Below are 20,598 nucleotides of genomic sequence, written 5' to 3' on the forward strand. Positions count from 1 at the left end.
ATTGAACCTATGAAAAAACTTCTTTTACTTCCGCTTTTTGCTCTTTTAACAGCCACTACCTGTGATGTCACCGAGGATCCCATGGATGATGATCTGAGCCTCATCCCAGAGGCCGCTCCAGGGACCATGGCCGTAGAAGCAGACGGTTCCATATTGGTTTTAAGTGATCGCGTAGAAGGCGCTGGCAATGAAGGCTGTTTGGTGACTATGCTCGCAGAAAATATCAATCCAGACGGTTCTTCTGTTTCCATTCGCATTCGTATCACCAATGTAGATTTTACGGGTTATACTTTAGGAGATTATGAGGCGTCCAGACCCGATCCCTGCATGGATGTGCGCGTGCTTTTATCCTATCAAGCGGCAGGTGATGATGGGGTCTTGGAACAATACAGTTCATACAATACCTATAACGGTGTGGGAGAACTTGTCGTGACCGATTTTCAACTCAATTTTGACGACACAACTCCAGACTTTGTAAGCGGAACATTTTCAGTAATCGGTGGTCTGGTAGGTGGTTCCGGCGAGACCTTAGAATTTAGGGGATCTTTTAACGAAATTCCTATTCAGTACGCTTGTCCTACAACTTCTTGCTAAAATCGGTGATGCAAACTGGCCTGCAGGGTCATACGGTCATCGGTACTTCTTATTAAACGCATAGCGCCCAGCTGCAGTTTAAAATCTTTACTAAACGCATAGCCGAGTGCCCCATAGATCCTGTTTTGATCAAAAAAGGTCACTTCGTTGCCATTTCTCAATTTGCGTTCTCCGTTGACAAAGAATTCATTGTAGAGTGCCAAATACCATGTTTTGGCCGTGATTTGTTTACTGCCTAGTGGGATATTTAGAAACAAACCGTAGCGAATTCTCGACCTAAAAAAACCATTAAAGAAACGCTGCTCGTACCGGAATCGATGGTTAAGGGTTAGTCCAAAGAGGTTAGAAGGAATCTTTACCTCTTGATAAATACGATTTTCTGTCACCTTAGCATCTTCTGCCCCAATAACCCCAAAAGTAGCATGACCATAACCCAGTGCGAACTTTACTTTAGATTCTGGTAATTGATAGGTCAGACCAGCTCTGACCAAAAACCAATTGAGATCACTGATCGCTTCATAACCGGTGTATTGTACTTCTCCGTTCAAACCCCAAGGGGTCTGTGAAAATTGATGGTCAAAGTTATAAGTATACCATCCACCCAAAGGGTCAGGAGCCTCTTGGGAATAGGCTTGAAACGCAAAGAATAGTAAAGAAAGCGTGAGGTAATTTTTAATCATGAGCGTTGTGTCAACGATCGCAAAGTACGTTTTCTTTGATTTCTAAAAATTGATGCCCATCAGTTTTTAAAAACTGTGAAACACACCCAATTGCAATTGCGTCTTATCCACGTTGTTGGTGATCTGTCGCATAGCGCCTACTTGAATTTTTAGGTTGGATTTTATCGCGTAGCCTACAGAACCAAAGAAACGGTTTCTATCAAAGGTGCTTACCCGTCTGCCATCACCAATATTGCGTTCGCCATTGATGAAGAGCTCATTGTAAAATCCTAAATACCAGGTTTTGGCCACAATTTCTTTTCCGCTTAAAGGAATGTTTAAAAACAATCCATATCTAAATCGAGTTCTAAAATCTTGCCCTTCGTTAAAGCGCTGCTCGTATCTAAAACGATGCGTAAAATACAAGCGACCACCCACTTTTTGCGGCATCAAGGCTTCCTGATAAATTCGATTTTCATTCACCGTGCTGTTGTCATCACCAAAGGCACCTGTAGTGATATTGGCATATCCCAAGGCGAGTTTAATGTTGGTGTCCTTAGGGCGATAGGTAACCGCGCCACGCAGCAAAAGTTGCTCCAAATCGCCAATCACATCCCAATTACGGTATTGGATATCACCTTGGAATCCCCAGCGGGAATTCTCCAGATCTGCCGTCCAAAAGTACATATACCAAGCTCCAAGCTGATCCTCATCAACCTGTGCCGTGGTGAGATTTGGGCTAATTAGTAAAACGGTAAGTAGAAGAAAGATTCTTTTCATATGTGTTTCAAAAAAAAGAGAACCGCCAAAAATGACGGTTCTCCAATATAGGATTTTTATACGATTAGTTTTGACCGTATTTATTGCTGTAGCGTTTCCAAAGCTCCGTTTGGTGTGTTTCTAAAGAAACAGCGCGACCGTCAATAAAAATATGCGTCAAAATATTGGTGCGCATATCCAAGGCATCGCCTTCAGAGACAAAAAGCGTAGCGCTCTTTCCAACAGCCAGGGTTCCGTACATATCATCAATACCCAGAATCTTTGCGTTATTTCCAGTGATGAGTTGTAGTGCGCGTTCCTTGTCCATGCCTTGTCCTACCACCTGTCCAGCATAAAACGCCATATTTCGGGTTTGGAAATTTGACATGTCTGCATTTTGAATACCCACTAAAACTCCTGCGTCATCAAGCAGCTTAGGAAGTTTATACGGCAAGTCGTAATCATCGTCCTGGAAATTTGGCAGGGCGTGCGTTTGACTTACCAATACAGGAACATTGTTACGCTTTAAAAAGTCTGTGATCTTGTAGGCTTGATACCCACCAACAATTACATATTTCTGTATACCGTTATCACGTGCCCAATTCACGGCATCAATGATCTCTTTCTCGCCATCGGCGTAGATGTAAAGTGTCTTTCCTCCACTGAAGAGCGGTACCGTAGCTTCAAAGGCCAAATTGCGTTCAGCACCCTTTCCGGTGCCGTAAGCTTTGGCGTTGTTCATAAAGCTGGCAATCTCTCCAACCTGATCGGCGTAATCCTTATTGGGTTGGAACCCACGAGGCTCGCCAACCCACCAACGTCCGCGTCTAAAGCTGCGCGGCCAGTTGAGGTGAATTCCGTCATCTTCTTTTATAGCGGCATCTTCCCAATTCCAAGCGTCAAATTGTACAATGGATGAAGTTCCAGAAATACGACCTCCTTGAGGCGTGGTCTGACCAATCAATACGCCGTTTGGGCGCATGGACTCAACCACTTTAGATTCTGCGTTATAGGCGATCAAACTGCGAATGTGCGGAATGAAGTCTCCCAATTCGTCTTGATCATCACTCGCGCGAACCGCGTTTACTTCTACCAATCCTAAAGATTTCGCAGGGGCAATGATCCCTGGGTAGATGTGTTTTCCGCTGGCATTGACCACGGTGCCTTGAGTAGGGGTTGAACTGTCTCCTAAGGCAGTAATCACTCCGTTGTCAAATACAATCGTGGCATTCTCAATAACGGTCCCGTCTCCGATGTGTGCTGTAGCGCCTGTAATGCTAATGGCTCCACTTTGAGCGTCACCTGGAGTTTGTTGGGCGTAAATGTTCCCTGAAACAATCAGGGCAAGGGCTAGAATAAATTTGAATATATTTTTCATCTTTTCCTGATTTTAAATGGTTTCACATGTGAATCGTTGCTTCGGGCGGCTTCCGGGTCTGCGTTTGTTACCGTTCTTACCTCCCTTGTCATCGAGCATCATTTTGATAAGCGTATTGCGCTCCTGCTGAATTGCAGTGCGCATGGCGGCGTCCTTATCCAGATCAAAGAACAAAGCACCTTCAATATAGGTTTGCTGAGCTCTTGCATATACAGACAATGGGTTGTCCGTCCATAAAACTAGATCGGCATCTTTGCCTACTTTGATACTACCCACACGATCATCAATATGTAGGAGTTTAGCTGGGTTGAGTGTCACCATCTTCCACGCTTCTTCCTCACTCATACCTCCGTACTTAATGGTCTTGGCAGCCTCTTGATTCAAACGACGTGACATTTCACCGTCATCACTGTTAATAGCAACCACAACACCTTCTCGCGCCATGATGGCGGCGTTGTAAGGAATGGCATCATTCACCTCGTATTTATAAGCCCACCAATCGCTAAAGGTAGAACCTCCAACACCGTGAGCAGCCATTTTATCTGCTACTTTATATCCTTCCAAAATATGGGTAAAGGTGTTTACTCTAAAGTTGAATTTCTCGGCCACCTTCATGAGCATATTGATCTCACTTTGTACGTAAGAGTGGCAAGAGATGAAGCGCTCTCCATTGAGGATCTGCGCTAAGACTTCAAGTTCTTCATCATAGCGAATATTAGCGCCGCTTTTCTTTTTGGCGTCGTATTCCTTGGCTCTGCTGAAGTAATTCATATACAGCTGTTCCACACCCATACGAGTCTGTGGGAAGCGGCTGTAGCTTTGCCAGTTGGATTGTTTTACATTCTCACCCAACGCAAATTTGATGAATTTCGGGGTGTTGTTGTAGATCATATTGTCTGCGCTTTCTCCCCATTTGAGTTTGATGATCGCAGAGCGGCCACCAATCGGGTTGGCAGAACCGTGTAGGATCTGAATGGAAGTAACCCCACCCGCCAAGTTGCGGTAGATATCAATATCCTCCGGATCTACTACGTCTTCTATAGTTACTTCTGCGGAGCTATTATGTCCCGCTTCATTGATCGCTAAAGCTGCGATATGCGAGTGTTCGTCGATGATACCTGCCGTGAGGTGTTTCCCAGTGGCATCGATCACTTTAGCACCTCTGGCGCTGAGGTTTTGACCAATGGCTGCGATCTTTCCATCGCGAACCAGTACGTCTGTACTCATGAGAATTCCATCAGCTTCACCAGTCCATACCGTTGCATTTTTAAACAATATGTTTTGAGACTGTGGTACTGCTGAGTAACCGTATCCAATGTTTGGATAGGTAATGTCTACCATGGTTGGAGCCTCATCATTATCTCCGGAAGCTTCTTTTTCAGCCTCCTCAGGACCTGCAGTTTGATTTGCATTAAAGCTGGTCTCGCGTCCATTAGGGAGTACCAATCTTCCGCTTAGGTTATTTGAAGAGCTAACCACCGCAGCGGTCATTCTATAAATATCGTTGTTCTCCTCGTCAGTCATAGAGAAGATCACCCAGTTGTCATTGTACGTTAACTTAGCAGGAAACTTAGTATCGCCTTGCGCAATCTCAATTTTTGGCTTAGCTGCGTCTCCACTCAAGGTCATTTCATAAGATTTACCACCCGCCATAAGCGTGTAGGTTCCTCGAATATCCTTTACACTGCGGTCATTGATCACGTTCTTAGTTCCTTGAACCCAGTTCTCATAAAGTGTGGTGCTGCTTTCAAAGATGTCTCCAGAAGTGATCAGAAAGTTGGCCTGAGCCCCTGGATTTAAATTCCCCAGTGTTTCGCTCATTCCAATGATACGCGCTGGAACTGTTGTTAGAGCCTCTAGTGCTGTAGTTTTGTCCAGACCGTATTGGATCGCCTTCATGAGTTTGCCCTTAAAATCAGCTGCGGATTTAAGATCGTAGGTCGTAAAGGCAAAGGAAACTCCATTGTCTGCCATGATCTTTGGATTGGCTGGAGCTTGATTCCAGTTACGCATGTCTGCCAAGGTTACATAATCTGCTTGGTAAGGGTTGGATACATCATAAGCATCCGGAAAGTTGATCGGCAGAATATAGGTAGCCTTCGTGGCCTTGATGTCTGCAATCGCTTCGTATTCATCACCTCCACCTACAATTACATATTGAATACCGAATTGGTCTCCAACCTTGTCAGCTCTTAGATCATTGCCTTTATCGCCTGCATTGAAAACCGCATACATGCCTTTTTTCTCGATCAAAGCTTCTAAGGATCTATCTGTGGTATTGCTATTGCCAGCCTCGTACCAACGCATGTCGTGATACATTTGACGCAACAAAGCCATGGCTCCCATCAATGAAGTAGGGTAGGATTGTCTTGATGCGACAGAACGATCAAAGGAGAAGTACTGTCCCGCTGCTGTATTGAGAACGCGATCGGCATCATCGCCCTTGCTGTTAAGAGCTACTAATACGCCTGTTCCTTGTGCAATACCATCGTTGCGGTGAGCGCCTACAACTCCGAATCCAGCTTTACGCATGGTAGCTGCAGTTTTATTGTCGAATTTAAAATCTGCAATGGCATTGTATTCAGGCATGATGTGATCGTTCCAATAGAATCCAGCTCGGCTAGGACTGTATTGAGGAGACCGGCCACCACCCTGAGCGCGTTCGGCCTTTTTTACACCGAACTCCGTATAAGGATCAATGAATGAAGGGTAGATGGTAGTACCGCTAGCATCTACAATAATACTGTTTTGTGGTACGGTCACGTTAGTTCCAACAGAAACGACCTTCCCATCGCGAATGACCAAAGTTGCATTTTTGAGTACTTTGGTTGGAGTCACATAGATCGTGGCTCCGGTAAACGCGGTGTAATTGGTGTTCTGTTCTTTTACACTGTCGTTGTCTGGAAAATAATCCTGAGCTGCTAACTGCCCGCCTAGAAAGAGGCAGCAGAGCAACAGTAATCTGAATTTCATAAGATTGAATTTGAATTTTGAGCGCAAAACGGGGTTCGTTTCATTAGATAATGAATACAAACAAGAACGGTCCCAAGCGAACCTATCTTTGAGGAATTTCACGTTTTGACTAAAAATGGTTGGTTTACTCCTTAAAGATACTAAGGGTATTTGGCGGGCTGCTTGGCTCTAACAAATCTTTAACAGCGTGTTAAATCAAGCTTAGAGCGGATTTTGTTCAAAGTAGTTCACCGCCAAGGCAACCATATAGCTGTAACTCATGATTCCTTTTTCTTGGTTGTTTGCCTTTAAGAAATTGTCCCAAAAAGCTTTAGAGATATCTTCAAAGGGGTTGTTGTAGCTCGCCCAAAAGTCACGCATCTCTTTGTAGCTCTTTAAAATTCCGGGATTGATGGTTGTGAGCATTTCCCGATAAACAGCCTCATCTCTACGGGCGATCTCATTGATGCAGTATCGGAGCATAAAGATATAGCCGGTATATTTTATATAAGTATCCGGGTTGTGAATGGTGGCCAAGGCAGCGATGAAGTTGGCTTCATTTTCTGCTGCATAGCCCATTTGGTGTGCTTCTTCATGGCAGGCAACCACTGGAAATTTATAGGATTTGATGAGTCGATTGACCTGTGCTTCCCCAGTTAAGGGATTGTAATATCCGCTGTAACCCATATAGGTCAGCCCTAAACTCAAGCCTGATTTTTTAATGGATCTCGGCCTGTAATTGAACATGGGATGCTTTTCTGACAAAGCCGCATAGCCTTCTAAAGAGCGTTTGAAGATCTCCTTTTGCGAGTAGGGCAGGTCGATCTTGATCGAATCCGCATAGCCCAACTCTCGGTGCAGCTCGTTGGATTTAGCGATCATGCGCTGCGTCAGATCATAAAGCTGTTCATTGGTATAGGACTTCTCCAATTCCAATGTTTTATACAGCGGATTGCGGTAGTAGTTGATCCCCCAAATCAGATTGAACATTAAATAGGCTAAAGAGACGGCAGCAGTTATATCTAAAAAGAATCCAGCCGGGCCGGTTCTCAGGCGTTTTACGTTTAGGTAAAGCCAGCGAAGGGCGTAAACAATGAGTCCGAGGTAAATAAAATCCCCAACAGAAAAAGGGATCCAACCAAAGATATAACGACTCAGTTTGGAAAAGAACGGGTAGATCCCTAGACTGTAATAACGCTCCACAGTATCTGGTATATAGCGCAACAGACGCAAGCCAAATATTTGGACGATCAGCAGCAGGGCCAAGCCGAGTTTTATCTTCAATCGCATTGTTCAAACTTACGAACAATTCTTTGTTTTTTAATTTTTTGAACGCCCGCTAATCCGCTAAATTTGTTAAAAATTTATTTCATGAACGATACCGTACGTCAATTAGAACCTCAAGTGATCTGGAAGCATTTTGCCGATCTCAATGCCGTTCCGCGAGCTTCCAAAAAGGAGGAAGAGGTGATAGCCTTTATGAAATCCTTCGGGGAGGGCTTAGGCCTAGAGACCTTTGAGGACGCCGTAGGAAATGTGATCATCAGAAAACCAGCTACTCCAGGAATGGAAAACAGAACTCCAGTGGTGATGCAATCGCATTTGGATATGGTGCATCAAAAGAACAACGACACAGACTTTGATTTTGCCACACAGGGCATTGAAATGTATGTTGATGGGGATTGGGTGCGTGCCCGCGGGACCACTTTGGGTGCAGACAACGGTTTGGGCGTAGCCACAATTATGGCAGTTTTGGCTTCGGATTCAATTGCGCATCCCGCGATTGAAGGCCTATTCACCATTGATGAGGAAACCGGAATGACCGGTGCCATGGGGCTAAAAGGAGGCTTGTTGCAGGGAAAGATCCTGTTGAATTTAGACACTGAAGAAGATGACGAGATAGGAGTAGGTTGTGCTGGTGGCGTTGATATCACAGCCAGTGGAAGCTATAGACCAATGCCTTTGTCTGACCTTTACGCTGGTTTCACGATTCATGTAAAGGGATTGCAAGGAGGTCATAGTGGCATGGATATACACAAAGGTTTGGGCAATGCCAACAAGCTTATGAACCGTTTGCTTTACGCGATGGGTGATTACGTTCGAATCGCGAAAATCGATGGTGGGTCTTTACGTAACGCCATCCCAAGAGAAAGTACGGCGCAGATAGCCATTGCTGCTGATGCAAAGGCGGAAGTCATGGCGCGTTTTGAAGCTGAAAAACAGGCAATTTTGACCGAGTTTAAATCTCTAGAGCCCAGTTTAACCTTGGAGGTCAAGGAAGCCAAAGCTCCAGCAGATGCTATAGATCCCGCTACTCAAAAAGCCCTGATTAATGCCCTTTATGCAGCGCACAATGGTGTTTACAGAATGAGCCCTGCCATTGCCGATCTGGTGGAGACTTCAAACAATATTGCGCGCGTTTTAGTTGCTGACGGGAAAATTCATATTGGTTGTTTGACCCGATCCTCTGTAGAATCCTCTAAGGCCGATCTATCCAATGCTTTGCGCGCTAATTTTGAGAATGCCGGCTTGGAAGTTGGTCTTTCTGGCGATTACCCGGGGTGGGCACCGAATATGGACAGTCCTATTTTAAAAGTGATGGAATCGCTCTATACAGAACTTTTTGATGCACAACCTCACGTTGCCGCTTGTCACGCGGGATTGGAATGTGGTATCTTGGGGCAGAACTATCCAGGGATGGATATGATATCCTTTGGCCCTACCATCAAAGGAGCGCATTCTCCAGACGAACGCGCCAGCATTTCTTCAGTGCAAAAATACTGGAGTTATGTTCTTGAAACTTTAAAACGGATTCCAGAAAACGCATAAAAAAAGCCCCGAGAGATCGGGGCTTTTTTATTTCTTCTAGAAGCTTACTGTTTGATACCAGTCATCTTCATTCTAAAGATCAAGTCTGTGTTTGGCGGAATCGCTCTGGATCCTTGTGGACCGTAGGCTAGGTGAGAAGGCAAGTATACCATTACTTCGTCTCCAACGCGCATGCTCAACATAGCTTCTTTAAAACCAGGGATCATACGAGCATCTGCAGAGAAAGGAATCTCTAGTGGTCCGTAACGTCCTGCTTCTTTGCGCGCCAAGTTCATCACGTCAAATTTCTCAGCTAGATCTGGATTGGAAGTGTCAAACAACATACCGTCTGTAAAATATCCTTCATATTCCAAAAGAATGATTTGTCCTTCAACAGGCTCTGCCCCGTCACCACGGGTCACATAGGCTCTGCGTAGCCCAGAATCCATCTCTTCTGCATCTGCAAGTGTCGCTTCGTTCTTCGCTTTGTATTCATCTGCAACAGCTTTGATCTCTGCAGCGCGTGCAGCAGCTTCTTCAGCTTTATTGGTTAAGGCCGTTTTAAGCGTAGGAACTGTAATGTCTCCTTTGGTAATGATGTTTACTTCTTGCATTACTACATCTTCCATTGGCTTGTCTCCAGGCTTAGAAGTCTCTACAGATCCAATAGCATCAACAACATCTTGTCCAATAACAATCTCTCCAAAAACGGCGTGCTTGTAATCCAAGTGCGGCGTTTCTTTTAGGGTGATAAAGAACTGACTTCCGTTGGTGTTCGGCCCACTGTTAGCCATGGACAGCATTCCTTTTTTGTTGTGTACAAGACCTTGTACAAACTCATCAGGGAATGAATAACCTGGGCTTCCCATTCCGTTTCCTAATGGACATCCTCCTTGGATCATGAAATCTTTGATCACACGGTGAAAGATCAGTCCGTTATAATAAGGTTTACCCGCGTAGGTAGAATCGGCCATTTCACTTTTGCCGGTAGCTAGCGTTACAAAGTTGGCCACCGTTACGGGTGCCTGATCATGAAATAATTTCGCTACAAAGGTACCTTGAGTGGTAACAAACTCAGCGTATACACCATCTGCCAAGTCTGGGTATTTTGGATTTTGACAAGACGCTGCGAAAAGTCCTGCAAATACAAGTAATAAAGTGATTCTCTTCATTTCTATCTTCTTAATTATTGGATTCATTTTTAGATTGGGGCTCAATTGACTTTAGGTCTACTTTGACCTTCAAAGGGTAATTGATGCCTATTTTATTATCGTCTCCATAATAGCCGTAGGCAGTATATGAAGGCAGAAAAAGGGTCATGGATTCGCCGGCATGCATCATCTTTAGCGCTTGGCGTAATCCGGTGATCAATTCTTGCTGGTCCATCACATAGCTGCGAGGACTGATCTGAGCTTTAGGGTAGATCACATTCCCATAAATATCTTCCACTTGGTAATCAAAAACCAAGCGATCTCCAAATTGAGGTAGGTAAGTGGTGCTGGAGTCGGTTACCGTTTTACTGAACCAAAAACCATTTTCTGAAGCCGTATATGTGGTCGTAGTATCTTTAGCGATCACTTCTTTTATAGCCGCCTCTTGTTGTGCTACTAACTTCTGATTGCGACTTACCGAGGCATTCACAAAACTACCAGAACTTTGACTCACAGGCTTACGCGCTTCCGGCTGGGCGCAAGAAACTACCATAAAAAGGGTGATGAGAAAAAGCAGGGGCTTAGGCATTAAGCAGGGCATTTTGATAGGAGGGCAAGATACTAATAAAATACTTTATGGTTTCCTCCATGTTTTGGGTGGATCTTCCGCCCGCAGCATTAATATGACCACCACCGTCAAAGTGGGCTCGGGCCATCTCATTGACTGAGAAATCTCCCTTAGAGCGCAGTGATATCTTAATGATCCCGTCTTTCTCGCTTTCAATAAAAATAGCAGCGAGAACAATGTTTTCAATAGAGAGGGCATAGTTGACAAACCCTTCCGTGTCTCCTTTTTTGTAATTGCAGGCATCGAGTTCCGCTTGATTGAGGCTGATGTAAGCCGCGCGGTGCTCTTGCATGACCTTGAGGTTGCTCAGAGCCGTGCCTAACAATTGCATGCGGTTCTCACTGTTGTTGTCATAAACGTTGCGGTGGATCTGCGAGTTCTCAGCACCCTGTTCAATAAGATCTGCAACCACTCTGTGGGTGGTGCTGGTTGTCGCCGGGAATCTAAACGAACCAGAATCGGTCATGATCCCTACATAGAGGTTTGTGGCAATATCAGCGTCTAAATAATTCAGGTGGCCCATCTTTTCCATAAAGTGGTAGACCATTTCTGAAGTGGATCCCATGCTCGCGTCACTATACGTGAATTTTGCATAGCTATCCGGTTGCTGGTGATGATCTATCATCGCAAATGGACAATCCAATTTTTGAAGTACAGCTTCCATTTCTGGACCCAGACGGTGTAAAGCATTAAAATCTAGGGTGAAGACCAAATGCGCCTTTTTAAGCAGGGTTCCGCAGTTGTCCGCGTGGCTCTCAAATCTGAGGATCTTGTCATTACCTGGCATCCACTTAAGGAATTTAGGATAATCATTGGGAACCATAACGCGAACATTGTGTCCGAGTTTTTCGAGATAGCCCGCTAGGCCCAAAGTAGAACCAATAGCGTCCCCGTCGGGATTTTTATGTCCAATCACCACGATGCGGATGGGACTGCTCAATAGCTTTTTTAATTCTGAAATTTCAGCGGAATTCATCGCCAGCGAAGATACAATTTAATAACGAGAGACCAGCTGCCAATACTTCCAATAATGGTTAACTTTATCCCAAATAAATCCAACCATCGTCATGTATAAAATCACCTTTTCTCTTTTGCTGATCTTGTGCTTAGCAGCTTGCAAGAATACGCAGTCCAACTCCCAAGTAGAACCAGAGTCTACAGCGGTCAACGATACGCTCACCTTTGTTTTTGCCAGTTGTAATGATCAGGAGCGAGAACAGCCCTTGTGGAATCCTATTTTAGGACATAAGCCAGAACTCTTTATTTGGGGCGGTGATAATATCTACAGCGATACGCGTGACAGCTCAAAGATGCGCGCAGATTACAACAAGCAGTTCAACCAAGCAGATTACACCAAACTTAGACAACAAACCAAAGTCATTGGAACTTGGGACGATCACGATTATGGTGAGAATGATGCCGGAGCGCAATACCCGATGAAGATCAAAGCGAGCGAACTTTTCTGGGATTTTATGGAGTTGCCAAAAGGAGATAGTTTGCGCGATCAGCCAGGAGTGTTTCATTCCTATGTGCACAAAACAGATCAAGGATCGGTCAAGTTCATTATGTTGGATACTCGCTACTATCGCGATCCGCTATTAAAAAGTGAAGATCCCGACAAGCGCTATACGCCTTGGCCAACGGATCATGACGGTTGGTTTTTAGGGCCATTACAATGGGTTTGGTTGGAAAACCAATTGAAGGACACCGCGCATGATTTCACCTTCATAGTTAGCAGTGTACAGTTCCTAAACAACGCGGATCACGGCTGGGAGAAGTGGGGCAACTTTCCTGCAGAGCGCATCAAGATGTATGAAGTTTTAAAACAGGCGCAATCCAAAAACATCATTTTGCTTTCTGGGGACCGACACCATGCAGAAATGTCCAAAGATGATCAGGCGGGTCTGGGATATCCTTTACTAGACTTTACCGCCAGCGGCTTGACTCACACCTTTCCAGGTTCTCCGCTTGAGCCGAGCGAATACCGCTGGGGCGAGGGAACCAAGGAGCTTAATTTTGGTCTGATCAAAGTCCATCAACCTTCCAAAACGGTAGTTTTTGAGATTCGAGGGAAAGACGATGTGCTAATTGAGCAATTTATTCAGTCTTATTAGACTGAATAAATACTTAAGAATCAAGTTTATTTTGCGGTTAAAGAATCGTTAAGCGCTTGCAATCTGCTTGAAAAGGGCTACTTTTGCACAAATTTTTTACACCTGACATGAGAACAGACAGAACATTTACAATGTTGAAGCCCGACTCCGTTGAAAAAGGACACATCGGAGCGATCTTAGAAAAAATTACAGCCGCTGGTTTTAGAATCGTAGCTATGAAGCTTACGCAAATGACTACCGATGATGCCAAGGCTTTCTACGCAATCCACAAAGAGCGTCCGTTCTTTGGAGAATTGGTAGAATATATGACACGCGGGCCTATCGTTGCTGCGATCTTGGAAAAAGAGAACGCTGTTGCTGACTTTAGAACCCTAATCGGTGCTACAAACCCAGAAGAGGCTGCAGAAGGAACTATCCGTAAATTGTATGCTGCTTCAATCGGTGAGAACGCTGTTCATGGAAGTGACAGTGATGAGAACGCTGCTATTGAAGGGAATTTCCACTTTGCTGGAAGAGAGCAGTTCTAAAACGCATCGCGCTTAGCGCAAAACTAATTTCTTAATCATTTCTGTGCCCAATTCTTCATTGAGCATGGAAATGATTTTTTGTTTCCCGTAACTGAGTTCTTCACGAAGCACAGAGGAGGTCAGTCTCACATAAAGGGTTCCAGATTCCAACCGAATGTCTTCTGTGTAACCGGCAATGGCTTGCCCCATTATTTTGTTCCAAGTATCGCGCACGTTCATTTGATCCATGCCGCGCTTGAGCTTCCCTTGCCCAAAGAAATCCTTCAGGGCATCACCAAGACTTAGATGTTCTCGATTGCGCTTACTCATCACCTAGAATGTTTGTCGCCTTATAAGGCTTGTATTGATACTGTGTTCCTTCTTGATCCTCTAAAATGAGTTCGGTCTCATTAAGACGCACCACCTTTTCACGCCAGCTGTCATAAGGTGTGGTAAATTCAATGAAATGATCACCAGCCTCTTCAATGAGTCTAAAAACTTCGCTATTGTTGGTTTTAGCAAAAGTACCATCGAGCTTCGGGGCTAGTTTTTTACGAATTCCGCTCTCTGCGTTGGGCAATTCAAAATAGTCAACCACTAGGTTAGTCTGATAGGCTTTGACCACTTGACCGTTTGTGCTCACGGTTTCTATTTGCCAGTAGCCCTGTAAATTAGAATAGTCTCCGTTGAAACCAGAATGACAAGACCAAAGTAAAAAGCTAACTAAGATTCCGAGGAACTGTTTCATAAGGCGATCATTTTATAAGATTGGTGGATGCTGCTTATTACGGCCTCAGTGCGATCCGCATGGGTGTCGCTGATAAAAATCTGACCAAAATTATCTTCTTTGACCAATTGTAGCAATTGCGCTACGCGAGACTCGTCCAACTTATCAAAAATATCATCCAAAAGTAGAATCGGGTTTTGGTTGGCTTTGTCTTTTACAAAGTCAAATTGAGCCAATTTTAAGGCGATCAAAAACGACTTTTGCTGTCCCTGAGAACCGAATTTTTTAATGGGATGACCGTCTATTTCAAAGTTGAGGTCGTCCTTGTGAATGCCTTGACTGGTATACTGTAAAGCCTTGTCTTTATTGATGCTTTGTGTAAAAAGCTCCAACAAAGTGGTGTTTTCCAATTGGCTTTTGTAGTGCAAGCTCACCGCTTCGTGGCCGCCGCTTATTTCTGCATACCGTCTGTTGAAGATAGGCGTGAACTGGGCGAGGAATTCTTTTCGTTTTTCGTGAATTGGCGTTCCCAACTGATCCAGCTGTTCATTATAAACAGTCAACGTGTCTTCATTGTACGTATTGTTTAAGGCGAAGTACTTGAGCAAGGAATTGCGCTGAGACAGGACTTTGTTATAGTCCAAGAGGTTTTGCAAGTAAGCCGGATCATTCAAAGACAATACACCGTCCATGAATTTTCGGCGTACATCACTGCCTTCTGTGATCAAGTCACGATCTGCCGGAGAGATGATCACCACAGGGATCAACCCAATATGGTCAGAAAAACGCTCGTAGGCTTTTCCGTTGCGTTTGATGATCTTTTTTTGCCCTTTTTTGTTGCTGATCAAGATGCGTTGCGGTTGCTCTTGATGGGTGAAATTGCCGTCGATCACAAAGAAATCTTCCCCGTGACGAATGTTTTGACTGCTGATAGGATTGAAATAACTCTTGCCGTAAGCCAAGTGGTAAACCGCATCTAAAACCGTAGTCTTGCCCACCCCGTTATTGCCCACAAAACAATTGATCTTGTGGTCAAAACTAAAACTTTGGCTTTCAAAGTTTTTGTAATTAACTAAGGATAAGTCGGTTAAAATCATGTGCTGTCGCTCTAATCAAGACGGGTATGCTGAGACGCGGAGCTTAAAATCCGCAGTGCGAAACAGCCTGCAAATTATTGAAAATTAACGAATAAATTGTCTTTCAAATTCTAATAAAAATTATATTTTTGCCCCGCAATAAATCAGCAGTATGGCAACGTATAAAAAACGCGGAGGAAGACCTAAAACAAAGGTAGAACAGCAAACCAAGCTCGAAGAAGATAGCGCAACGGCAGAGGTATTTAACACTCTGGATGAAGGAGCTAATAAAGCCGAGCAGTGGGTTGCAGATAATCAGAAGTACATCTTTGGAGTTATTGGTCTTATAGCTTTAGGTATCTTAGGATACTTGGCTTACCAGACTTATGTGCAAGAGCCCAAGGAAGCCAAAGCGATGAATGAAATGTTCCAAGCGCAGAATTACTGGGAACAAGCCATGACTGCTACAGAAAACGATTCTTTGTTCAACCTCGCTCTTAAAGGAGGTAACGGGCAATACGGTTTTGAAGAGATCATCTCTAAGTACGGAGGAACTGACGCCGGAAACATGGCGCGTTACTACGCTGGTATTGCTTATTTGCAAACGGGAGATTACAGAAAAGCCATTGAAAGCCTTGACGGTTTTAGTGCTACAGACGAGATCTTGGCACCTCAAGCCAAAGGAGGAATTGGAGATGCCTTCGCAGCATTAGGAGAATTCGGTGATGCTTTGAATTACTACAAACAAGCCGCTGATCTCAACACTAACGACTATACGACCCCAAAATACCTTTTGAAAGCTGGTAAAGCTGCTATTGAGTCAGGTAACTACAGCGAAGCGGCTCAATTGTTAGCGCGAATCAAAGAAAACTTCCCAGACTCTCCTTTCGTAGATGAAGCTCAGATCTTCTTAGGACAGGCTGAGGCGATGCAATAGTTATGGCAACCGCAGGGAATAACCTATCGGCCTACAATAAATCCGAAGTACCTAACGCCAAGGATTTTAAATTCGGTCTTGTTGTTTCTAAATGGAATCACGAGATTACTGAAGGTTTGTTTCAAGGTGCTTTTGATGCCCTTAAGGACTGCGGAGCAATCAATGACAACATTGTTCGTTGGAATGTACCGGGCAGCTATGAGCTGATCTACGGCGCCCAGCGCATGCGTGAATCTTACGATATGCTAGATGCAGTGATCGTTATAGGTAGTGTGATCCAAGGAGAGACCAAACACTTTGATTTTGTTTGTCAAGGGGTGACCAACGGTATTGCTCAACTCAACGCAAGTGGAGGGATTCCGGTGATCTTTTGTGTCTTGACAGATAACACCATGCAGCAAGCCATTGATCGTTCTGGTGGCAAGCACGGAAACAAAGGAACGGAAGCGGCTATTGCAGCGATTGAAATGGCGCAACTGCGCAAGGAAAGCAGGTTCTAAAACCCCCTAATTTGCTCTGGCATTGTTTTTGTTTTGTTAAAGGAGAAAAGCCTCTTTAACAAACGCGGCTATTTTAGTAAATTTGGTAGAGTATAATGGGAATATTCAAAACACGCAAGAACAAGAGATACGATTACGAACCTCGGTATTACAATAACGGGGGTAAGCGTCCTTTTGAGATGGGCAATCGTTTTGAAGAGTATCGCACCGCATCTACACCAGCTCGTGGCCTAAAGAACAAGTTCAAGCACGCTTGGGCCGACTACAAAGGCAATCCGAGTCATGATGTGAATAGACGGGTGGTGTTTATCATCGCGGTTTTGGTGTTGTTATTCCTGTTTATGATTGATTTTGATCTATCCATTTTTACGAGTTCCCGATAAATGGCAGTTACGATAACGCGCTTACCCGAACATGTGGCTAACCAGATCGCCGCAGGAGAAGTGGTTCAACGCCCGGCTTCTGTAGTGAAAGAATTGCTGGAGAACGCTGTGGATGCTGGTGCAACAGATTTGCAGTTGGTGATCAAGGATTCGGGAAAAACACTCATACAACTTATTGATAACGGCTCTGGGATGTCTGCAGAAGACGCTCAGGCCTGTTTTGAGCGGCATGCGACTTCAAAGATCCATCAAGCGGAAGATCTTTTTAAGCTCCATACCAAAGGGTTTCGCGGAGAGGCCTTAGCCTCTATTGCCGCGGTGGCCCAGGTCAGCCTTAAAACGCGTACTGCAGATGATGAGGTTGGGACCGAGGTGAAAATTGCCGGCAGTGAGATCACAGAGGTCTCAGAATGTGTGACCCCTGTGGGGACCGTGCTCTCGGTCAAGAATTTGTTTTTCAACATACCCGCGCGACGTAACTTCTTAAAGAGTAACCCGGTAGAGTTAAGACATATCATTGATGAGTTCCATCGTGTGGCTTTGGCGCATCCAGAGCTCGCCTTTAGCTTACATTCTAACGATTCACTGTTGTTCTCTTTGCCTAAGTCGAACTTAAAACAGCGTATTACAGGAATTTTTGGCGCAAAGACCAAGGAGCGTTTGGTCCCCGTATCTGAGGAAACTGACGTGGTCTCCGTAAGCGGATTTGTGATCAAGCCCGAATACGCTAAGAAATCACGAGGGGATCAGTTCTTTTTTGTGAATGATCGCTTCATCAAATCGTCTTATTTGCATCATGCCGTAACTGCAGCCTTTGAAGGCCTGTTACGTGATAAGACCGTTCCTGGATACTTTCTATTTTTGAAGGTGCCAACAGACAGTATCGATATCAACATACACCCTACCAAGACGGAGATCAAGTTCGATGACGACCACACCATCTACGCCATGTTGCAAGCCTCTGTAAAGCACAGTTTGGGGCAGTTCAATGTAGCCCCGGTACTCGATTTTAATAGAGATGAAACCTTGGATACGCCCTATGATATGAATCAGGCCAGTCCAAAGATGCCTAAGGTGGCCGTGGATCCAACCTTTAATCCGTTTAAGGAGAAGCCTGCTGCAAGCAGAAGCAATTATCAACGACTACAACAACATCAACCCAGTTGGGAAGCCTTATACACGCAAGTGGACCCTGGAGATATCAAGACCGATCTTGAAGAGATCACTTTAGAGAGCCGTGAGGTGAGTGGTAGTTTCTTTGAGTCTGAACAGGAGCAGTCCCAATTGCCAAGTATGCAATTGTTTGGAAAATATTTAGCCAGCCCAACTAAGGGCGGCTTGTTGTTGGTGCATCAAAGGCGAGCCCATCAGCGGGTGCTTTATGAAGATTTTTTAAGGCGGATGGGGTCCGAGGCGGCAAACAGTCAAGCCTTGTTGTTTCCCTTAACTTTAGAGCTAGATGCCAAACAACGCGCTTTGTTGCAAGAAGTAAGTGAAGGGATGACCCATTTAGGCTTTGAGATGAGCTTTGAAGAGCAGGTTTCATTGACGGCCATCCCAACATCTGTTCAAGCTGAGCAAGTAGGAGCGGTGGTTGAAAATTTATTGGCAGACCTAAGTGCTGATGTTCCTGAGTTGAGTTTTAGTGCGAATGATGCATTGGCGAAAAGTATGGCGAAGAGCTTGAGTGTGCATTCGGGCTCAAAGATGAATCAAGATGAGCAACAACACATGATCAATCAGTTATTTGCCTGTAAAGACGCTGCGGTGAGTCCTTTTGGTAAGCCGACCTTTAAAATAATTACGAACACAGAAATAGACAATAAGTTTTAAGTGTATTCCATCTCAGAAACAGTAAAGGTTCTTTTGATCATTAACGTGATCGTTTTTGTAGGTACCATGAGTATGCCCGATACCATGTATCAGCTGTTCTCTTTGTACTTCTACGAGAATCCTTCGTTCAAATTCTGGCAACCGGTAACGCATATGTTTATGCACGGAAGTGTTTCTCATATCGCATTCAACATGTTGGGCTTGTGGATGTTTGGTACCCCGCTGGAGCGTCAATGGGGCTCCAAGCGCTTTTTGTTCTTTTACTTTTCTGCCGGATTGGGAGCGGCTTTGATCCATACCCTTGCTAATTATATCGATCTGCAGCTGGATATCAATTTCCTAACACAAGTGGGGATTGGCAGGGATCTCATTGACGAGGCTATAGCCAATGGACAGGTCTTTGTGGATTATCCAAATATTAACTTTGAAGGATATTTTGTGCCTGCTGTTGGAGCTTCTGGCGCAGTTTACGGCGTCATGACTGCCTTTGCCGTGTATTATCCGAACGCCCAATTGATGATGATCTTTTTACCCATCCCGATCAAGGCAAAGTATTTTGTTCCGCTTATTTTGATAGGATATACGGTATTGAATTTAACCGACAACTTGCCTGGAATTGCGCACTGGGCCCACGTAGGAGGAGCCTTGTTTGGTTTTATCATGGCGTGGAGTTGGCGAAAAACAATGTTTAATCCCCAATAATTATGGCACAAAACGATCTGCTTCAGAAATACAAGATGTCTAGCGTATTGATCAAACTCATAGTGATCAATGTGATTGTGTTCTTTGTGTTTTATTTGGGATCCTTCATTCTCAGAATCAATGAGGCCGATATGAAATCTTGGTTCGCACTGCCGTTGCAAACCTGGGATTTCCTTTACAAACCGTGGACTTTCTTTTCCTATGCCTTTCTGCACAGTGGGTTTTGGCACATCTTCTTCAATATGCTGATCCTCTATTGGTTTGGAAACATTGTCTTAAACCTGTTTAAAGAACGCACTTTACTCACCTTGTATCTTTTAGGTGGAGTAGCAGGTGGTGTCTTGACAGTCTTAGCATTTAATTTATTCCCTGCCTTTGATGGTTTCACCGTTGGAAATCTTCAAGGGGCTTCTGCCGCAGTGTTTGCGGTGATGGTTTTTATAGCCACATATACGCCAAACGCAGAAATGCGCGTTTTTATGTTTAACATAAAGCTTTGGCAAATTGCTGCCTTCTTTGTTTTGAAGGATCTTATTGCGATGCCCGCATCAGATAATGCTGGCGGTTTAATGGCCCATATGGGTGGTGCCATCTTTGGTTATACTTATGCCAAACAATTGGCCAAAGGCAATAATATCGGTGCTGGTTTTGAACGTTTTATGGATGCTTTAGTGGCTTATTTTAGCCCTCGTAAAAAGCGTCCGTTCAAAAAGGTACATCGCAATCCCAAGGGAAACGTACGAAGCAGTACTACATCCTCTGCGAGCAGTAAAGACGAGCAGCAAAAGAAGATCGACGCCATATTGGATAAGATCGGCAAGAGTGGTTATGAGAGCTTGAGCAAGGCAGAAAAAGACTTCTTGTTCAAGTATCGGGAGTAAACAAACAATA

Annotated in this window: 21 protein-coding genes; 10 read left to right on the forward strand and 11 right to left on the reverse strand. The window is 44.5% G+C overall.

Features of this window, described 5'->3' with window-relative positions:
* Positions 1-9: 9 nt before the first annotated feature.
* A complete protein-coding gene (locus POW22_RS12795) occupies positions 10-594 on the forward strand; it encodes a hypothetical protein (RefSeq protein WP_272833121.1) in 585 nt (194 codons plus the stop codon).
* Here the strand turns inward: POW22_RS12795 and POW22_RS12800 are convergent.
* The 5 genes from POW22_RS12800 to POW22_RS12820 all read right to left on the reverse strand — a co-directional run bounded on the left by POW22_RS12800 (position 591) and on the right by POW22_RS12820 (position 7,632).
* On the reverse strand, positions 591-1,274 hold the full coding sequence (locus tag POW22_RS12800; RefSeq protein WP_272833122.1) for a DUF2490 domain-containing protein: 684 nt from the start codon (positions 1,272-1,274) through the stop codon (positions 591-593). The two genes, POW22_RS12795 and POW22_RS12800, sit on opposite strands and share 4 nt — an antisense overlap.
* A 66-nt stretch (positions 1,275-1,340) precedes the next feature.
* Entirely contained in the window at positions 1,341-2,033 is a 693-nt protein-coding gene (locus POW22_RS12805; protein WP_272833124.1) for a DUF2490 domain-containing protein, read from the reverse strand.
* 64 nt (positions 2,034-2,097) lie between these two features.
* Entirely contained in the window at positions 2,098-3,390 is a 1,293-nt protein-coding gene (locus POW22_RS12810) for an amidohydrolase family protein (RefSeq protein WP_272833126.1), read from the reverse strand.
* Positions 3,391-3,402: 12 nt separating this feature from the next.
* A complete protein-coding gene (locus POW22_RS12815; protein ID WP_272833127.1) occupies positions 3,403-6,363 on the reverse strand; it encodes an amidohydrolase family protein in 2,961 nt (986 codons plus the stop codon).
* Positions 6,364-6,564: 201 nt separating this feature from the next.
* A complete protein-coding gene (locus POW22_RS12820) occupies positions 6,565-7,632 on the reverse strand; it encodes a DUF3810 domain-containing protein (RefSeq protein ID WP_272833128.1) in 1,068 nt (355 codons plus the stop codon).
* 81 nt (positions 7,633-7,713) lie between these two features.
* On the opposite strand from POW22_RS12820, the gene POW22_RS12825 reads away from it, so the two are divergent.
* Positions 7,714-9,171, forward strand: a complete 1,458-nt coding sequence (locus POW22_RS12825; protein ID WP_272833130.1) for an aminoacyl-histidine dipeptidase — start codon at positions 7,714-7,716, stop codon at positions 9,169-9,171.
* A 44-nt stretch (positions 9,172-9,215) separates the two neighbouring features.
* Here the strand turns inward: POW22_RS12825 and POW22_RS12830 are convergent, their stop codons facing one another.
* Genes POW22_RS12830 through POW22_RS12840 form a run of 3 tightly spaced genes read right to left on the reverse strand, consistent with a single transcriptional unit; the run spans position 9,216 to position 11,905 of the window.
* Positions 9,216-10,322, reverse strand: coding sequence for a peptidylprolyl isomerase (locus tag POW22_RS12830; RefSeq protein WP_272833131.1), 1,107 nt, complete (start codon positions 10,320-10,322; stop codon positions 9,216-9,218).
* 10 nt (positions 10,323-10,332) lie between these two features.
* On the reverse strand, positions 10,333-10,890 hold the full coding sequence (gene gldI / locus POW22_RS12835; protein WP_272833132.1) for a gliding motility-associated peptidyl-prolyl isomerase GldI: 558 nt from the start codon (positions 10,888-10,890) through the stop codon (positions 10,333-10,335).
* On the reverse strand, positions 10,883-11,905 hold the full coding sequence (locus POW22_RS12840; protein ID WP_272833134.1) for a DHH family phosphoesterase: 1,023 nt from the start codon (positions 11,903-11,905) through the stop codon (positions 10,883-10,885). Before POW22_RS12840 ends, gldI begins: the two co-directional genes overlap by 8 nt.
* Positions 11,906-11,996: 91 nt before the next feature.
* Here POW22_RS12840 and POW22_RS12845 point away from each other — a divergent pair, with 91 nt between their 5' ends.
* Together POW22_RS12845 and POW22_RS12850 are read left to right on the forward strand one after the other, a co-directional pair.
* The gene (locus POW22_RS12845) at positions 11,997-13,043 is read left to right on the forward strand and encodes an alkaline phosphatase D family protein (protein ID WP_272833136.1); all 1,047 of its coding nucleotides are present in this window, start codon (positions 11,997-11,999) and stop codon (positions 13,041-13,043) included.
* 107 nt (positions 13,044-13,150) lie between these two features.
* Positions 13,151-13,570 (forward strand): nucleoside-diphosphate kinase, encoded by a 420-nt coding sequence (locus POW22_RS12850; RefSeq protein ID WP_272833138.1) that lies wholly within the window; start codon positions 13,151-13,153, stop codon positions 13,568-13,570.
* A gap of 12 nt (positions 13,571-13,582) precedes the next feature.
* Here the strand turns inward: POW22_RS12850 and POW22_RS12855 are convergent, their stop codons facing one another.
* Genes POW22_RS12855 through recF form a run of 3 tightly spaced genes read right to left on the reverse strand, consistent with a single transcriptional unit; the run spans position 13,583 to position 15,373 of the window.
* On the reverse strand, positions 13,583-13,879 hold the full coding sequence (locus POW22_RS12855; RefSeq protein WP_272833139.1) for a DciA family protein: 297 nt from the start codon (positions 13,877-13,879) through the stop codon (positions 13,583-13,585).
* Positions 13,872-14,297 (reverse strand): hypothetical protein, encoded by a 426-nt coding sequence (locus POW22_RS12860; protein ID WP_272833141.1) that lies wholly within the window; start codon positions 14,295-14,297, stop codon positions 13,872-13,874. The genes POW22_RS12855 and POW22_RS12860 overlap by 8 nt, the downstream gene beginning before the upstream one ends.
* Positions 14,294-15,373 (reverse strand): DNA replication/repair protein RecF, encoded by a 1,080-nt coding sequence (gene recF, locus POW22_RS12865; RefSeq protein ID WP_272833144.1) that lies wholly within the window; start codon positions 15,371-15,373, stop codon positions 14,294-14,296. The genes POW22_RS12860 and recF overlap by 4 nt, the downstream gene beginning before the upstream one ends.
* A 151-nt stretch (positions 15,374-15,524) precedes the next feature.
* On the opposite strand from recF, the gene POW22_RS12870 reads away from it, so the two are divergent.
* The 6 genes from POW22_RS12870 (at position 15,525) to POW22_RS12895 (ending at position 20,588) form a co-directional block, all read left to right on the forward strand.
* On the forward strand, positions 15,525-16,289 hold the full coding sequence (locus POW22_RS12870) for a tetratricopeptide repeat protein (RefSeq protein WP_272833146.1): 765 nt from the start codon (positions 15,525-15,527) through the stop codon (positions 16,287-16,289).
* 2 nt (positions 16,290-16,291) lie between these two features.
* A complete protein-coding gene (ribH, locus tag POW22_RS12875) occupies positions 16,292-16,789 on the forward strand; it encodes a 6,7-dimethyl-8-ribityllumazine synthase (protein ID WP_272833147.1) in 498 nt (165 codons plus the stop codon).
* Between the two features lie 95 nt (positions 16,790-16,884).
* Positions 16,885-17,172 (forward strand): riboflavin synthase subunit beta, encoded by a 288-nt coding sequence (locus tag POW22_RS12880; protein ID WP_272833149.1) that lies wholly within the window; start codon positions 16,885-16,887, stop codon positions 17,170-17,172.
* On the forward strand, positions 17,173-19,005 hold the full coding sequence (mutL, locus tag POW22_RS12885) for a DNA mismatch repair endonuclease MutL (RefSeq protein ID WP_272833151.1): 1,833 nt from the start codon (positions 17,173-17,175) through the stop codon (positions 19,003-19,005).
* Positions 19,006-19,707, forward strand: coding sequence for a rhomboid family intramembrane serine protease (locus POW22_RS12890; RefSeq protein ID WP_272833153.1), 702 nt, complete (start codon positions 19,006-19,008; stop codon positions 19,705-19,707). It abuts the gene before it with no gap.
* Positions 19,708-19,709: 2 nt separating this feature from the next.
* Positions 19,710-20,588 (forward strand): rhomboid family intramembrane serine protease, encoded by an 879-nt coding sequence (locus POW22_RS12895; protein WP_272833155.1) that lies wholly within the window; start codon positions 19,710-19,712, stop codon positions 20,586-20,588.
* The last annotated feature ends 10 nt before the right edge of the window (positions 20,589-20,598 follow it).

The sequence above is a fragment of the Gilvibacter sediminis genome, assembly GCF_028561565.1.
In the GTDB taxonomy this organism is placed as follows: Bacteria; Bacteroidota; Bacteroidia; order Flavobacteriales; family Flavobacteriaceae; genus Gilvibacter; species Gilvibacter sediminis.

What these genes read in the sequence shown, in the direction of transcription:
- POW22_RS12800 (WP_272833122.1), bottom strand. Translation starts at nt 1,274, where the DNA reads ATGATTAAAAATTACCTCACGCTTTCTTTACTATTCTTTGCGTTTCAA.
- POW22_RS12825 (WP_272833130.1), top strand. Translation starts at nt 7,714, where the DNA reads ATGAACGATACCGTACGTCAATTAGAACCTCAAGTGATCTGGAAGCAT.
- POW22_RS12830 (WP_272833131.1), bottom strand. Translation starts at nt 10,322, where the DNA reads ATGAAGAGAATCACTTTATTACTTGTATTTGCAGGACTTTTCGCAGCG.
- POW22_RS12810 (WP_272833126.1), bottom strand. Translation starts at nt 3,390, where the DNA reads ATGAAAAATATATTCAAATTTATTCTAGCCCTTGCCCTGATTGTTTCA.
- mutL (WP_272833151.1), top strand. Translation starts at nt 17,173, where the DNA reads ATGGCAGTTACGATAACGCGCTTACCCGAACATGTGGCTAACCAGATC.
- POW22_RS12820 (WP_272833128.1), bottom strand. Translation starts at nt 7,632, where the DNA reads ATGCGATTGAAGATAAAACTCGGCTTGGCCCTGCTGCTGATCGTCCAA.
- POW22_RS12850 (WP_272833138.1), top strand. Translation starts at nt 13,151, where the DNA reads ATGAGAACAGACAGAACATTTACAATGTTGAAGCCCGACTCCGTTGAA.
- POW22_RS12840 (WP_272833134.1), bottom strand. Translation starts at nt 11,905, where the DNA reads ATGAATTCCGCTGAAATTTCAGAATTAAAAAAGCTATTGAGCAGTCCC.
- POW22_RS12895 (WP_272833155.1), top strand. Translation starts at nt 19,710, where the DNA reads ATGGCACAAAACGATCTGCTTCAGAAATACAAGATGTCTAGCGTATTG.
- POW22_RS12860 (WP_272833141.1), bottom strand. Translation starts at nt 14,297, where the DNA reads ATGAAACAGTTCCTCGGAATCTTAGTTAGCTTTTTACTTTGGTCTTGT.
- POW22_RS12845 (WP_272833136.1), top strand. Translation starts at nt 11,997, where the DNA reads ATGTATAAAATCACCTTTTCTCTTTTGCTGATCTTGTGCTTAGCAGCT.
- POW22_RS12805 (WP_272833124.1), bottom strand. Translation starts at nt 2,033, where the DNA reads ATGAAAAGAATCTTTCTTCTACTTACCGTTTTACTAATTAGCCCAAAT.
- POW22_RS12855 (WP_272833139.1), bottom strand. Translation starts at nt 13,879, where the DNA reads ATGAGTAAGCGCAATCGAGAACATCTAAGTCTTGGTGATGCCCTGAAG.
- POW22_RS12870 (WP_272833146.1), top strand. Translation starts at nt 15,525, where the DNA reads ATGGCAACGTATAAAAAACGCGGAGGAAGACCTAAAACAAAGGTAGAA.
- ribH (WP_272833147.1), top strand. Translation starts at nt 16,292, where the DNA reads ATGGCAACCGCAGGGAATAACCTATCGGCCTACAATAAATCCGAAGTA.
- POW22_RS12795 (WP_272833121.1), top strand. Translation starts at nt 10, where the DNA reads ATGAAAAAACTTCTTTTACTTCCGCTTTTTGCTCTTTTAACAGCCACT.
- POW22_RS12880 (WP_272833149.1), top strand. Translation starts at nt 16,885, where the DNA reads ATGGGAATATTCAAAACACGCAAGAACAAGAGATACGATTACGAACCT.
- POW22_RS12815 (WP_272833127.1), bottom strand. Translation starts at nt 6,363, where the DNA reads ATGAAATTCAGATTACTGTTGCTCTGCTGCCTCTTTCTAGGCGGGCAG.
- recF (WP_272833144.1), bottom strand. Translation starts at nt 15,373, where the DNA reads ATGATTTTAACCGACTTATCCTTAGTTAATTACAAAAACTTTGAAAGC.
- gldI (WP_272833132.1), bottom strand. Translation starts at nt 10,890, where the DNA reads ATGCCTAAGCCCCTGCTTTTTCTCATCACCCTTTTTATGGTAGTTTCT.